The organism is Amaricoccus sp. (assembly GCF_017995835.1).
Taxonomy (GTDB): domain Bacteria; phylum Pseudomonadota; class Alphaproteobacteria; order Rhodobacterales; family Rhodobacteraceae; genus Amaricoccus.
Genome location: NZ_JAGOID010000090.1, coordinates 1 through 13,276 on the forward strand (window position 1 = coordinate 1; position 13,276 = coordinate 13,276).

Consider the following 13,276-nt stretch of genomic DNA (forward strand, 5'->3'; position numbering starts at 1 on the left):
CCTTCCCAGCGACATGCCGCGCGTGGTCAGCGTCGGGCGGCTCGACCTCGCCTCGGAGGGGCTGCTGCTCCTGACCAACGACGGCGCGCTCCAGCGGCGGCTGGAGCTGCCCTCGACCGGCTGGCTGCGGCGCTATCGGGTGCGCGCCCGCGGCGCGCCGGACGAGGCGGCGCTGGCGCCGTTGCGCAAGGGGCTGGTGCTCGGGGGCGAGCGGTTCGCGCCGATGACGGTCGAGGTCGACCGCCAGCAGGGCGCCAATGTCTGGCTGACGGTCGGGCTGCGCGAGGGCCGCAACCGCGAGGTGCGCCGGGCGCTCGCGGCGGCAGGGCTGACGGTCAACCGGCTGATCCGCATCTCCTACGGCCCGTTCCAGCTCGGCGAACTTGCCCCCGGCGCGGTTGAGGAGGTGAAGCCGAGGATCCTGCGCGACCAGCTGGGGCTGCGCAAGTGATTGCGGGCGAAATCAAGGGTTAAGGGCCCGCCGTGCTGTGCACGAGGCATGCACGGGGCATGCACGACGCATATGCATAGGAAAACAGTCGGGTATCAGGGGTTAACGCGCCCCCCGCGTCAGGCGGCGTAGGGGCCGCCCTCGGTCATGCGGGCATGGCCGAGGGCGGCGAGGGTTTCGAGGAGCGGGCGCACGGCCTCGGTGCGGGCGCGGCGGAAGCGGTGGGCGATGCCCGGGATGAGGCGGACGTCCTCGGCAAATATGGAGGGCGCACGAGGAAGCGGGCGCCTGGCCCGCGAGCCTTCGCCCCGTCAAGCCGAAGCACTGCTTCGGCCGGGGCGTTCGCCGGAGCGCGCGCGGAGGCGAAGGGACTCTCCGCTCGCCCGACGGTCGCAATCCGCGCGCGCCTGCCAGGGGCAGGCAGGCGCGCTCGGGGGCGTCGGCGTCGCGCCAGCGGGCGATGAAGGTCTCGACGTCGGGCGCGACGGACGTGTGCATCGCCGCAGGCTAGCGGCGATGCGGGCGGCCCGGCAAGTCCCCGGGCCGGGCGGGCGTCAGACCTTGAGGTCGCCCGCGCTCTTGCGGCCGTCGCGGCCGTCGATGAGCTCGTACTCGATCGGCTGGTTGTCCTTCAGCGTCTGGAGTCCCGCGGCCTGGACCGCGGTGATGTGCACGAAAATGTCCTTACCGCCGTCCGAGGGCTGGATGAATCCGTAGCCCTTCTCGGTGTTGAACCACTTGACGGTGCCTTTTGCCATTCGAGACAGCCCTTAGTCTCTTGGAGCCGGCGCTGCGCCGCCCCCCCACGTTGCGCCGCTCCCGGAACGCGCAAGCGGCAAGCAGGCGCCGTCCCGCCCCGAAATCGGCCTCATATTGTTACCGCGAATCGCGCCGCAAAAAAAGCGCCTTGTCTTTGCGCGCCGTCGGCGACGCTGGTAACTGCGGGGTCCGACGCCTATGTTGGCGGAGGGTTCGACCTCAGGGAACAATGTCCTCGCGCATGCAGCTTCTCGCCTATGTCATTCTGGTCGCGATCGTGCTGACGGCCGGTTTCGGAGCGATCTGATGGCGGCGCAGCGTTTTGGCGGCCGGCATTCCCCGGCGGGCTCGCGACCGGCCGGAGCGCCGCAGCCGGCGCCGTTTCGCGGCCGCTCCGCCGCGCGCGTCTCGGTCCGCGCCCGCGCCATGTTCCTGCTGCCGCTGCCGCTCCTCGTCGCGGCGCTCGGCGCCATCGGCCGCGGCGCGGCCGGCGAGATGCTGGCCGAGATCGGCGGCTTCGTCGGGCTGATGCTGTCGGCCTGGCTGCTCAACGAGGGCCTGCGCGCCGAGGCGGCGTTCGAGGCGCGCAAGGTGGCGAAGCCGCCGGCGCTGCCGCGCAAGCTCGTCGCCGCCGTGCTGACCGGCGTCTCGGTGTTCGGCGTCGGCGTCGCGAGCCTCGGGCAGGGCGTGCTCGGGGCGGCGACCTTCGGCGTCGTCGCCGGGCTCGCGCAACTCGCGGCGTTCGGGCTCGACCCGATGCGGGCAAAGGGGATCGAGGGCGCCGACGCCTTCGAGACCGAGCGGGTGGCGAAGGCGATCGACGCCGGCGAGGCGCTGGTGCGCGAGACGGTCGCGGCGGCGGCGCGGCTCGGCGACCGGCGGCTCGAGGGGCGGGTCGAGCGCATCTGCGACCAGGCGCGCGAGGTGTTCCGGGTGATCGAGAACGATCCGCGCGACCTCGGCCGCGCGCGGGTGTTTCTCAACGTCTACCTGCGCGGCCTGCGCGACGCGACGGTGAAGCTCGCCGACCTCGTCGGCCGCGGCGGCGACCGCGAGGCCGCGGCGCGCTACGAGGCGCTGCTCGGCGATCTGGAGGCGAGCTTCGCCGCGCAGCGGACGCATCTGCTCGAGGACAACCGCAGCGATCTCGACGTCGAGATCGAGGTGCTGCGCGAGCGACTGCAACAGGACGGGCTCGTCGCCCGCTGACAGGAGGCAATTCCCATGTCCGACGACGTTCGCGCCCAGGCGCAGGCGACCTTGCAGGAGGTGCAGGCGGTGACCGCCGCGCTGCTGCCCGAGCCGAAGGGCGAGGTGGTTCGTGTCGAGGTGGCCGAACCGGCGCTCAGGGCGGAGATCGAGCGGCGCAAGGCCGAGATCGACCTCGGCAACACCCAGTCGATCATACGCTTCGGCAGCCAGGCGCAGGCCGAGTTGCAGGCGATCAGCCAGGACATGCTGGCCGGCGTGCGCAACAAGGACATCGGCCCGGCGGGCGACAGCTTGCGCGAGATCGTCACGTCGATCCGCGGCTTTTCGGTCGACGAGCTCGACCCCAACCGCAAGCGGTCGATCTGGGAGCGGATCACCGGCGCGGCCGAGCCGATCGCGCTGTTCAAGGCGCGCTACGAGGAGGTTCAGGGGCAGATCGACCGGATCACCGGCGATTTGCTGCGCCACGAGCACACGCTGCTCAAGGACGTCAAGTCGCTCGACCTGCTCTACGAGAAGACGCTCGGCTTCTATGACGAGCTCGCGCTCTACATCGCCGCGGGCGAGGCGCGGCTCGCCGAGATCGACGGGGCCGACATCCCGGCCAAGGAGGCCGAGGTGCAGGCCGCGCCGGAGGATCAGGGCGTGATGAAGGCGCAGGAGCTGCGCGACCTGCGCTCGGCGCGCGACGACCTGGAGCGGCGGGTGCACGACCTGAAGCTGACGCGGCAGGTGACGATGCAGAGCCTGCCCTCGATCCGGCTGGTGCAGGAGAACGACAAGAGCCTCGTCACCAAGATCAACTCGACCCTTGTCAACACCGTGCCCCTGTGGGAGACGCAGCTCGCCCAGGCGGTCACCATCCATCGTTCGCGCGACGCGGCGAAGGTGGTGCGCGAGGCCAACGACCTCACGAACGAACTGTTGACGAAGAACGCCGAGAACCTGCGGCAGGCGAACAAGGAGATCCGGACCGAGATGGAGCGCGGCGTCTTCGACATCGAGGCCATCGAGAAGGCGAACGCCGACCTGATCGGCACGATCCAGGAAAGCCTCCAGATCGCCGACGAGGGCAAGGCGCGCCGCGCCGTCGCCGAGGAGAGCCTCCAGAAGATGGAGAACGAGCTGAAGGCGACGCTCGCCGCGGCCTCGGCCCGGGCGACGGGCTTCAGCGCCCATGCCAGCGGCAGCGTGGCAGGCTGAGGGAAACGACGTGGACGGCGCGGCGGCTCGCGGGGAACGCAACGGCGGCGCCGGCGCGCGCGCGCTGCGCCTCTGCGCTTTCGCCGCGCTGCTGATCGTCGCCGCCTGCGGCGTGGGCCAGCGCGCCGCCGACGCGCCGCCGCCGGCGGCGCCGGCGGCCGTCGGTCCGCCGCGCGCCCGCGTCGAGCCCGATCCGGCCGCGGCGGACGAGTTGACCAGCTTCTACGCCGGGGTGCAGGGCGAGCTGACCGCCAGCGGCCGGATGCGGCTCGACACCGCGCCGCCGGATGCGCCGTTCACCGTCGACGACCTCGTGCGCAACTTCGAGCGGATCGCGCTGCACGACGAATACGTCGACGTCGGCGGCCGTTTCGTCCGTCGCGAGGCCCCGGCGCTGCTGCGCCGCTGGGAGCGACCGGTGCGTGTCGGCGTGGTGATCGGCCCCTCGGTTCCGCCGCAGGACGCCGCGCGCGATCGCGCCGACATCGCCGCCTACACCGCGCGGCTGGCGCGCCTGACCGGGCTCGACATGCGGATGGGGACGGGCGCGGAGGTGAACTTCCTCGTCATGGTCCTCTCCAGCGACGAGCAGGCGGTCGCCGCGGACGCGACCGCGGCCGCCCTGCCCGGCTTCCAGCCCGCCGTGCTCGGCGCCATCGCCTCGACGCCCATCGACACGTTCTGCACCGCCTACGCCTTCGCCGAGCCGACGGCGCCCTCGACCTACGCCGCGGTCATGGTGCTGATCCGCGCCGAGCACCCGGCGCTGACCCGGCTTTCCTGCGTCAACGAGGAGATGGCCCAGGCGATGGGCCTGCCCAACGACAGCCCCGACGCGCGGCCGTCGCTGTTCAACGACAGCCTCGAGTTCGCCTTCCTGACCGAGCACGACGAGATCCTGCTGCGGATGCTCTACGACCCGCGACTCCGCCCCGGCATGACGATCGCCGAGGCCCGCCCGCTCCTGCCCGCGATCGCCCGGGACGCGATGGCGGCGCAATCGGGCGGCGCGCACGATGCGGCGCGGGTGATGTGACGGCCCTGGCGCCGACGGCGCCGTTCCGGCGCCGCCGCTGAGGGTGTCGCCGCCCGGACACCGCCGTAGAAGGTGTCGTCCCCATTTCCGCCGTTGAGGATGTCGGCGCCGCGGAGGCCCCGCAGGATGTCGGCGCCGCCCGACGCGGCATCATGCCATTGGGGTGCAACGTCCACGCGGCCACGCGAGTGTTGACGGCTTGTGCCAAGGGATTACGGTCTCATCGTTCGGGCTGCGCACGAGGGAGGAAAGTTCATGGCCGGCATTCTAGAGCTCGTCCGGAGCCAGGCCGACTCGTTCACCGCCATTCGGCGCGATATTCACCGCCATCCCGAGTTGTCCTTCCAGGAAAGCCGCACGAGCGATCTCGTGGCGGGGTTGCTCGAAAGCTGGGGCTTTCAGGTCGAGCGCGGCATCGGCGGCACTGGCGTTGTCGGCCAGCTCCGCCGCGGCAACGGGCTACGTTCCATCGGCGTGCGGGCGGACATGGACGCCCTTCCGATCGCGGAGACGACGGGCGCGGAATATGCCAGCACACGGCCCGGCGTGATGCACGCCTGTGGCCATGACGGCCACACGACGATGCTGCTCGCCGCGGCCAAGACCCTGGCCGAGCGGGGCCAGTTCAACGGCACGGTCAACCTGATCTTCCAGCCGGCCGAGGAGTACGGCCGCGCCGACAGCGGCGCAGCGCGGATGATCGCCGACGGGCTGTTCGAGCGTTACCCCTGCGACGCCGTCTACGGGATGCACAACTGGCCGGGTCTGCCCCAGGGTCGCCTCGTCTTTCGCGACGGCGCGATGATGGCCTCGTCGGACAGTGTGACGATCACGGTCGCGGGCAAGGGCGGGCACGGCGCGCAGCCGCATCTGGCCATCGACCCGGTGGTGGCCGCCGCCAGCATCGTCATGGCGCTGCAAACGGTCGTGGCCCGCAACGTCAACCCCAACCGCACCGCCGTCGTCACGGTCGGCGTGCTGCGGGCTGGAATCGCCAACAACGTCATCCCCGACAGCGCCCGGCTGGAACTGACCGTCCGGGCGCTCGACGAGGACGTGAGGTCGCTGCTCGAGGAGCGCATCACCGCCCTCGTCCATACCCAAGCCGAGAGCTACGGCTGTACGGCCGAAATCGACTACAACAGGGGCTACCCCGCGCTCCGGAATGCCGTGGCGGAGACAGACCTCGCCCGCGAGGTCGGCCGCGCGCTCGTCGGCGAGAGCGAGGTCATCGGTCAGGGCGAGGCGATCATCGCCAGCGAGGATTTCGCCTTCATGCTGGAAGCCGTGCCCGGCGCCTATTTCATGATCGGCAACGGCCTGCCGGGCGAAAAGGGCGGGGTGCCCGTCCACAACCCCGGCTACGACTTCAACGACGCCAACATCCCGCTTGGCGGCGCCTATTGGGTGACGCTCGTCGAGCGATTTCTCGACCCGGAGCGTCCGGAAGCCTGACCTGGACCATCCGAGGAGATGTCGACATGGCTACGGATGCAATGACCGCGGACGGCGGCGGCGCCAATCGGCAAACTGTCGCCGCGCCACCGCGTGTGTCGCCCAAGATCGTCGCGGCCACGGTGGCCGGCAACGCGCTGGAGTTCTTCGACTTCACCACCTACGCGTTCTTCGCGGTCTATATCGGCGCGGCGTTCTTCCCGACCCATGACCCGCTCGTCAGCGTGATGCTCTCGGTGGCCGTCTTTGGCGTGGGCTTCGTCACGCGGCCGCTGGGCGGCGTCTTCATCGGCGCGTTCGCCGATCGCGTAGGCCGCAAGCCGGCGATGCTGCTGACCATCGCCCTGATCACGGTCGGCACGATGGGACTGGCGCTGACGCCGTCCTACGAGCGCATCGGCATCACGGCGGCCATCATCGTCATCATCTGCCGCCTGATCCAGGGCTTTGCGCTCGGGGGCGAAGTGGGACCGTCGAGCTCGTTCCTGATCGAGATAGCGCCTCCGGGCCGGCGCGGCTTCTACGGCAGCTGGCAGCTGGCCAGCCAGGGCATCGCGTCACTGGCCGCCGGGATCGTCGGCCTGGCGCTGACGCTGACCCTGACTCCAGAGCAGATGCACGCCTGGGGCTGGCGGGTGCCCTTCTTCCTCGGGCTGGGGCTGATTCCGATCGCCGTCTACCTGCGCCGGAACATGCCCGAAAGCCTGCACGGGGAGGCTGGCGAGGCCGTCAAGAACCCGCTGGTGGAAATCAGGAACCATTTCCGGCCGGTCATCCTGTCGCTGATGCTCATCATGGGCATGACGATCTCGACCTATGCCGCGATCTACATGACGACCTATGCGATCACGACGCTCAAGCTGTCGGCGGCGGTGGGCATGATGGCCACCGTGGTCTTTGGCATATCGACCTGGGCCGGGAGCCTGATCGGCGGCTGGCTGTCCGATCGTTACGGACGCAAGCCGGTGATACTGTGGGCGCGCGTGGCCATCGTGGTGCTGACCATTCCGGTGTTCATGCTGCTGGTCAAAGCCCCCAGCATCGGCACGCTGCTGCTGGCATCCGTCACGCTGAGCACCCTGACGGCAATCTCCGGCGCGCCATCGCTCGTGGCGATTCCCGAGCTGTTTCCGGCGCATGTGCGCGCCCTTGGCCTGTCCATCGCCTATGCCTTCGGCGTGGCGTTTTTCGGCGGCACCGCGCAGCTGGTGATCACCTAGCTGATCAAGGTGACAGGCAACCCGGCAGCGCCGGCGTACTACGTCGTGCCCACCAGCCTGATCTCGGTGATCGCCATCCTGATGATGCGCGAGACCGGCAAGGACCGGACGTTGCAGCACTGACGCTGCATCGGCGGTCTGACTGTCTTCATCCTTGCGCCCGTGGCCGGTCTTGCGTCGGGCCGCCAGGGTCGCAAGGGTCGCAAGGGTCGATGAGTTGCGCCGCCGCATCCAGCCCTTCCCTGTCCGGTCGGTCAGCGCCCTCGCCTTGAGCCCTGCCGATCTCGGGGGCGGGAGGGCTATTCCGACCGTCGGCCAGGCGCATGGCGCGGTGGCGATCGGTCGGGGCGCGCCGTATAGTCGGCCGCGCCGCCGGTCCGAGCCAGGCGGCCAGACGGGAAGGAGCCGGGCGCAATGATCTTCGATTTCCTCCGCGGCGAGTTCATCGACGTCATCGACTGGACCGACGACAGCCGCGACACCATCGTGTGGCGTTTCGAGCGGCGCGGGCATGCGATCAAGTACGGGGCGAAGCTGACCGTCCGCGAGAGCCAGGCCGCCGTCTTCGTGCACGAGGGGCAGCTCGCGGACGTGTTCGGGCCCGGGCTCTACATGCTCGAGACCAACAACCTCCCCGTCCTGACGACGCTCCAGCACTGGGACCACGGTTTCCAGTCGCCGTTCAAGTCGGAGATCTACTTCATCAACACCCGCCGCTTCACCGACCTGAAGTGGGGGACGCGGAACCCGATCACCTGCCGCGACCCGGAATTCGGCATGGTGCGGCTGCGCGCCTTCGGAACCTACACGATGCGGGTCGCCGATCCCGGAAGGTTCATGACCGAGATCGTCGGCACCGACGGCGAGTTCACCACCGCCGAGATCGAGTTCCAGATCCGCAACGTCATCGTGTCGAACTTCAGCCAGATCATCGCGTCGTCCGGGATCCCGGTGCTCGACATGGCGGCGAACACCATCGACCTCGCGAAGATCGTCCATGAGCGCATTGCGCCGAAGATCGCGGAGTACGGGCTGGAGTTGCCGGCCTTCTACGTCGAGAACGTCTCGCTGCCCGAGGAGGTGGAGAAGGTGCTCGACAAGCGCACCTCGACGGCGATCGCCGGCGACCTGTCGAAGTATGCCGACTTCTCCGCCGCCGAGGCGATGACGAAATCCGCCGAGAACCCCGGCGGCGGCGGCGGCATGGCCGCCGGCATGGGGATGGGCATGGGCATGGCGATGGCCGACCGCATGGCCCGGCGCGGCCCCTGGGGCGCGGCGCCCGACGCGCCTGCGGTCCCGGCGGCGCAGACGCCTCCCCCGCCCCCGGCCGGCAAGGTCTGGCACGTCGCCGTCGACGGCAGGACGACCGGGCCGTTCCGGCGCGACGAGCTGGCCGCCAAGGCCGCCGCGGGCGAGATCGGCCCGGATAGCTGGCTGTGGACGCCCGGCGGCCCGGACTGGGTGCGCGGCCGCGACGTGACCGAGCTCGCCGACCTGTTCAGCGCCCCGCCGCCGCCGCCGGCCGGCTGAGCCCGCGATGTCGTCGGACGTGCCCGCCGCCGCCGTTGGCGAGCGCCATTTCCCGTGCCCGGCCTGCGGGTCGGAGTTGCGCTTCGACCCGCAGCGCCAGGGCCTGCTCTGCCCGCATTGCGGGCACGAGGAGCCGATCGGGGTTAGGCCCAGCGCGATCCCGGAGCTCGACCTGCGGTCGGTCAGCGAGCGGACCCTGCCCGTCTCGGCGATGGAGGAGACCCGGGTGGCGCGCTGCGGCGGCTGCGGGGCGGAGATCGAGTTCGACGCGGCGCTCCATGCGAGGGAATGCCCGTTCTGCGCCGCGCCGCTCGTCACCGACACCGGGGTCAGCCGCCACATCAAGCCGCAGGCGCAGCTCAGCTTCCTCGTCTCCGAGCCGGAGGCGCACGCGGCGATGGCGAAGTGGCTCGGCCGGCTGTGGTTCGCGCCCTCGGACCTCGCCGCCTTTGCCCGCGCCGAGCGGCGGATGACCGGGGTCTATGCGCCCTACTGGACCTACGACGCCGACACCGAGACCGACTATCAGGGCCGCCGCGGCGTGGTGCGCCACGAGACGCGGCACGTCTCGGTCGTGGTCAATGGTCGCCGCACCACCCAGCCGCAGCAGGTCGCGCGCGTCGACTGGAGCCCGGCGCGCGGCCGGGTGCGGCGGCGCTTCGACGACGTGCTGGTGCTGGCCTCGACCGGCCTGCCCAAGCGCTATGCCGACGCGGTGGGCCCCTGGGATCTCTCGGCGCTCGCGCCCTACGATCCGCGTTTCCTCGCCGGGTTCCGCGCCGAGGCCTATACCCGCGGGGTCGAGGACGCCTATGGCGAGGCCAAGGCGATCATGAACGACGCCATCGTCCAGGACGTCCGCCGCGACATCGGCGGCGACCAGCAGCAGGTGACGCATCTCGACACCCGGGTCGGCGCGCTGACATTCAAGCATATCCTGCTGCCGGTGTGGCTCGCCGCCTTCCGCTATCGCGGCAGGAGCTTCCGCTTCGTCGTCAACGGCCGCACCGGCGCGGTCGAGGGCGAGCGGCCCTACTCGACGGTGAAGATCGTCCTTGCCGTCCTGCTCGCGCTGGCCATTGCCCTCGCGCTCGCGGGGTTGCAGATTTCGCTGAACTCGTGACCGGGAGACCGCCCGTGCCTCGCCTCGCCTCCGCCGCCGCCTGCCTCGCCGCCTGCTTCGCCCTTTCCGGGCCGGGGCTGGCGCAGACCGCCGCCCTGCCCGGGCCGATCGCCGCCTTCGCCGCCGAGCGTTCGGCGGAGTGCACCGAACTCGGGGGAACGCCGCGCGTCGGCCCGGCCTTCGCCACGCCCGTCGACCTGACCGGCGACGGGACGCCCGACTACGTCGTCGACCTCGCCGGGATGGAATGCGCCAACGCCTGGTCGGCGTTCTGCGGGTCGGCGGGATGTCCCGTGTCGGTCTGGCTCGCCGGGCCCGAAGGGCTGCGGCAGGAATGGTCGGACTACGCGCAGGGCTGGTCGATCGTCGCGGTCGGCGCGGAGGCCGGGCTGACGGTCGAGCGCCACGGCGCGGCCTGCCCCGGCGCGGCCTCGGGCGCCGAGACGTGCAGCGAGCGGCTGAGCTTCGCCGGGGCGCCGGCCGCGCCCGCGCCGACCCCGCAGGCGCCCGCGGAGGCGACGGCGGCCGATGCGGTCGCGTCCCCGGTCGCCGAAGCCGCCGCCATGGGCGCGCCGGCGGCCGAGGGCTGGACGGTGCGGCAGATGGCCGACGGATCGCAGGTCGCGGTGGCTGCCGCGCCGGGCGCGTTCTCCACGATCGCGGTGTTCTGCCTGTCGGGGCAACCCTGGCTCGCGGCGAGCCTCGACGAACCCATCGCCGCCGAGACGGCGCAGGTCGAGTTCACGGCCTCGGGCGCGACGATCTCGAGCCCGGCGCGACGCGAGGCGGGGGCCGGGGGCGCGCTGGTGATCGAGCTTGCGGAACGGCCGCTCCTCGATCTGCTGCTCGAGCGCAGCCGGACCGATGTCCGCCTCGACGGGGTCGCGCAGGGCACGCTGTCGCTGCGCGGCTCGACCCGAGCGATTCGCGCGGCGCTGGCGCCCTGCCTGCGCTGAGGCGGGCGTCCGGGACGGCGCGCGGCCGTCAGCCGCCGCGCCGGGCGAGGATGCGTCGGGTCTCCGCGTCGGCGGGCGTCGCGACGAGGGCGTCGTCGGGGGCGGGGACCATGAGGGGCGCGGCGCCGTGTCCGGCCTCGCCGAGCCAGAGGGCGAAATCCGCGGGGGCGATCACCACCGGCATGCGGTCGTGAATTGGCGCGAGGGTCGCGTTCGCCGCGCAGGTGACGATGGCGCAGGTCAGGATCCGCTCGGCCGGCGGTCCCCATTCCTGCCAGACGCCGGCGAAGGCGATGGGGCCGCCGGCGCGCGGGCGGATGAGATAGGGTATCTTGCTGCCCTTCTCCCCTTGCCATTCGTAGAAGCCGTCGGCCGGGATCAGGCAGCGCCGCTCGCGCGCCGCGTCGCGGAAGGCGGGCTTTTCGGCGATGGTCTCGGCGCGGGCGTTGATCAGGAGCGGCGGCTGCTTCGGCGAGCGATGCCAGGGCGGCAGCAGCCCCCAGCGCATCGGCTCGATCCGCCGGGCGCCGGCGCGGGAGACCACGGCCGGGACGGTCTCGGTGGGGCTGACGTTCAGCCGCGGCGCGTCGGGGCTGAGGGCGTTGCTGCCGGGCGTCACCGGCTCGGCGTCGAAGAGGCTCGCCATAGCCGCGAACGTGGTGGTGATCATGTAGCGCCCGCACATGCGGCGCTCCTTTAGCAGCCGCGGGCGGCGGCCGTCACGCTGCCTTCTGGCGTCGGCGCGGCGGGTGGACTATTGCGGGCCGCAGGAGGACGCTGCCATGAACGACCTGTCCGATGTCCCGGCCGAGGCCCTGATCGCGCGGATGGGCGCGGCGGCGCGGGCGGCGGCGGCGGAGCTCGCCTTCGCGAGCGCCGAGCGCAAGCATGCGGCGCTGATCGGCGCGGCCCATGCGGTGCAGGCGCGCGAGGCGGAGATCCTCGCGGCCAATGCCGCGGATGTGGCCGAGGCGGAGGCGCGCGGGCTGACTGCGGCGATGCTCGACCGGCTGCGGCTCGATCCGGGGCGGGTGCGCGCCATGATCGACGGGCTGCGCACGGTGGCGGAGCAGAAGGACCCGGTCGGCGAGGTCATCGCCGAATGGGACCGGCCGAGCGGGCTGCACATCCGCCGGGTGCGCACGCCGATCGGGGTGATCGGGGTGATCTACGAGAGCCGGCCGAACGTGACCGCGGACGCCGGCGCGCTGTGCCTGAAGGCCGGGAACGCGGTGATCCTGCGCGGCGGTTCGGAGAGCGCGCGCACTTCGGCGGCGATCCATGCTTGCCTGGTCGAGGGGTTGCGCGCGGCAAGGCTGCCGGAGGCGGCGATCCAGCTCGCGCCGACGCAGGACCGGGCCTTCGTCGCGGCGATGCTAACGGCCGTGGGCCTCATCGACGTGATCGTGCCGCGGGGCGGCAAGGGCCTGGTCGGGCTGGTGCAGCAGGAGGCGCGGGTGCCGGTCTTCGCCCATCTCGAGGGGATCGTGCACGTCTATGTCGACCGCGCCGCCGACCTGGCCAAGGCGCGGAAGGTGATCCTGAACGCCAAGACCCGGCGCACGGGCATCTGCGGCGCGGCGGAGTGCATCCTGATCGACCGGGCCTTCTTCGAGGCCGAGGGGGCGCCGTTCCTCGAGGATCTGGTGAACGCCGGGGTCGAGGTGCGGGGCGACGACGCGCTGATCGGGTTGCCGGGGGTCGTGCCGGCGGGCGAGGACGACTGGGGGCGGGAGTATCTCGACATGATCGTCGCGGCCCGGCTGGTCGAGGGGGTGGACGGGGCGATCGCCCATATCCGCCGCTACGGGTCGAACCACACCGACGCGATCATCACCGAGGACGACGCGGCGGCGGAGCGGTTCTTCACGCGGCTCGACAGCGCCATCCTGATGCGCAACGCCTCGACCCAGTTCGCCGATGGCGGCGAGTTCGGCATGGGGGCGGAGATCGGCATCGCCACCGGCAAGCTGCACGCTCGCGGGCCGGTCGGGGCCGAGCAGCTGACGAGCTTCAAGTACCTCGTCGAGGGCGACGGCGCGGTGCGCGACTGACGCGGCGGCCGCGGGTCACGCAACGCTTGACGGGGCGCCGGTCGCGCGCGCCCCGAAGCCGGCGCGGCGGTCAGCCCTTCCAGGTGCGGATCGGGCCGCAGTCCATGTGGACGAAGTTCGAGCGGTTGTAGAAGCCGACGCCGCCGCCGCCGCAGGCCATCGCGGCCCTGTAGACGTTCGGGGTCGTGCGGCTCTTGAGCCGGACGTCGGCGGCCATCGCCTTGATGTGGTAGCTGTCGTGCGCCGCGCCCCGCAGCATCCGGTTGGTCTGCGG

At 71.6% G+C, this 13,276-nt stretch carries 13 protein-coding genes and 1 pseudogene; 10 read left to right on the forward strand and 4 right to left on the reverse strand.

The window, feature by feature from the left end; genetic code table 11:
- On the forward strand, window positions 1–451 hold a 451-nt coding region (locus KBA23_RS12885; RefSeq protein ID WP_290741556.1), incomplete at its 5' end, for a pseudouridine synthase.
- 554 nt (window positions 452–1,005) lie between these two features.
- Here KBA23_RS12885 and KBA23_RS12890 read toward each other — a convergent pair.
- A complete protein-coding gene (locus KBA23_RS12890) occupies window positions 1,006–1,209 on the reverse strand; it encodes a cold-shock protein (protein ID WP_290741558.1) in 204 nt (67 codons plus the stop codon).
- 307 nt (window positions 1,210–1,516) lie between these two features.
- Here KBA23_RS12890 and KBA23_RS12895 point away from each other — a divergent pair, with 307 nt between their 5' ends.
- The 3 genes from KBA23_RS12895 to KBA23_RS12905 are packed head-to-tail and all read left to right on the forward strand — an operon-like array spanning window position 1,517 to window position 4,661.
- Window positions 1,517–2,419 carry a 5-bromo-4-chloroindolyl phosphate hydrolysis family protein gene (locus tag KBA23_RS12895; RefSeq protein WP_290741560.1) on the forward strand — a complete coding sequence of 301 codons (903 nt, stop codon included), beginning with the start codon at window positions 1,517–1,519 and terminating at the stop codon, window positions 2,417–2,419.
- Between the two features lie 15 nt (window positions 2,420–2,434).
- A complete protein-coding gene (locus KBA23_RS12900; RefSeq protein WP_290741561.1) occupies window positions 2,435–3,625 on the forward strand; it encodes a toxic anion resistance protein in 1,191 nt (396 codons plus the stop codon).
- 10 nt (window positions 3,626–3,635) lie between these two features.
- Window positions 3,636–4,661 (forward strand): DUF2927 domain-containing protein, encoded by a 1,026-nt coding sequence (locus tag KBA23_RS12905; RefSeq protein ID WP_290741563.1) that lies wholly within the window; start codon window positions 3,636–3,638, stop codon window positions 4,659–4,661.
- A gap of 71 nt (window positions 4,662–4,732) precedes the next feature.
- Here the strand turns inward: KBA23_RS12905 and KBA23_RS16860 are convergent.
- Window positions 4,733–4,837 (reverse strand): annotated as a pseudogene (locus tag KBA23_RS16860) (hypothetical protein); the annotation flags it as partial.
- Window positions 4,838–4,916: 79 nt separating this feature from the next.
- Between KBA23_RS16860 and KBA23_RS12910 the strand changes: the two are divergent.
- From KBA23_RS12910 to KBA23_RS12930, 5 genes are all read left to right on the forward strand, one after another.
- Window positions 4,917–6,116: a M20 aminoacylase family protein gene (locus KBA23_RS12910; protein ID WP_290741564.1), complete on the forward strand. Its 1,200-nt coding sequence runs from the start codon at window positions 4,917–4,919 to the stop codon at window positions 6,114–6,116.
- Between the two features lie 26 nt (window positions 6,117–6,142).
- Window positions 6,143–7,336: an MFS transporter gene (locus KBA23_RS12915; RefSeq protein WP_290741566.1), complete on the forward strand. Its 1,194-nt coding sequence runs from the start codon at window positions 6,143–6,145 to the stop codon at window positions 7,334–7,336.
- A 414-nt stretch (window positions 7,337–7,750) separates the two neighbouring features.
- Window positions 7,751–8,869, forward strand: a complete 1,119-nt coding sequence (locus KBA23_RS12920) for an SPFH domain-containing protein (protein WP_290741567.1) — start codon at window positions 7,751–7,753, stop codon at window positions 8,867–8,869.
- Window positions 8,870–8,876: 7 nt separating this feature from the next.
- Window positions 8,877–9,992, forward strand: a complete 1,116-nt coding sequence (locus tag KBA23_RS12925; RefSeq protein ID WP_290741569.1) for a primosomal protein N' (replication factor Y) - superfamily II helicase — start codon at window positions 8,877–8,879, stop codon at window positions 9,990–9,992.
- 14 nt (window positions 9,993–10,006) lie between these two features.
- Window positions 10,007–10,948: a hypothetical protein gene (locus KBA23_RS12930; protein WP_290741571.1), complete on the forward strand. Its 942-nt coding sequence runs from the start codon at window positions 10,007–10,009 to the stop codon at window positions 10,946–10,948.
- Between the two features lie 28 nt (window positions 10,949–10,976).
- On the opposite strand, the gene KBA23_RS12935 is transcribed toward KBA23_RS12930, so the two are convergent.
- Window positions 10,977–11,633: an SOS response-associated peptidase gene (locus tag KBA23_RS12935; RefSeq protein WP_290741574.1), complete on the reverse strand. Its 657-nt coding sequence runs from the start codon at window positions 11,631–11,633 to the stop codon at window positions 10,977–10,979.
- Here KBA23_RS12935 and KBA23_RS12940 point away from each other — a divergent pair.
- On the forward strand, window positions 11,632–13,002 hold the full coding sequence (locus KBA23_RS12940) for a glutamate-5-semialdehyde dehydrogenase (protein ID WP_290741576.1): 1,371 nt from the start codon (window positions 11,632–11,634) through the stop codon (window positions 13,000–13,002). The two genes, KBA23_RS12935 and KBA23_RS12940, sit on opposite strands and share 2 nt — an antisense overlap.
- Before the next feature lie 70 nt (window positions 13,003–13,072).
- On the opposite strand, the gene KBA23_RS12945 is transcribed toward KBA23_RS12940, so the two are convergent.
- Window positions 13,073–13,276, reverse strand: a 204-nt coding sequence (locus KBA23_RS12945) for a DUF882 domain-containing protein (RefSeq protein WP_290741578.1), incomplete at its 5' end; no start/stop codon positions are given.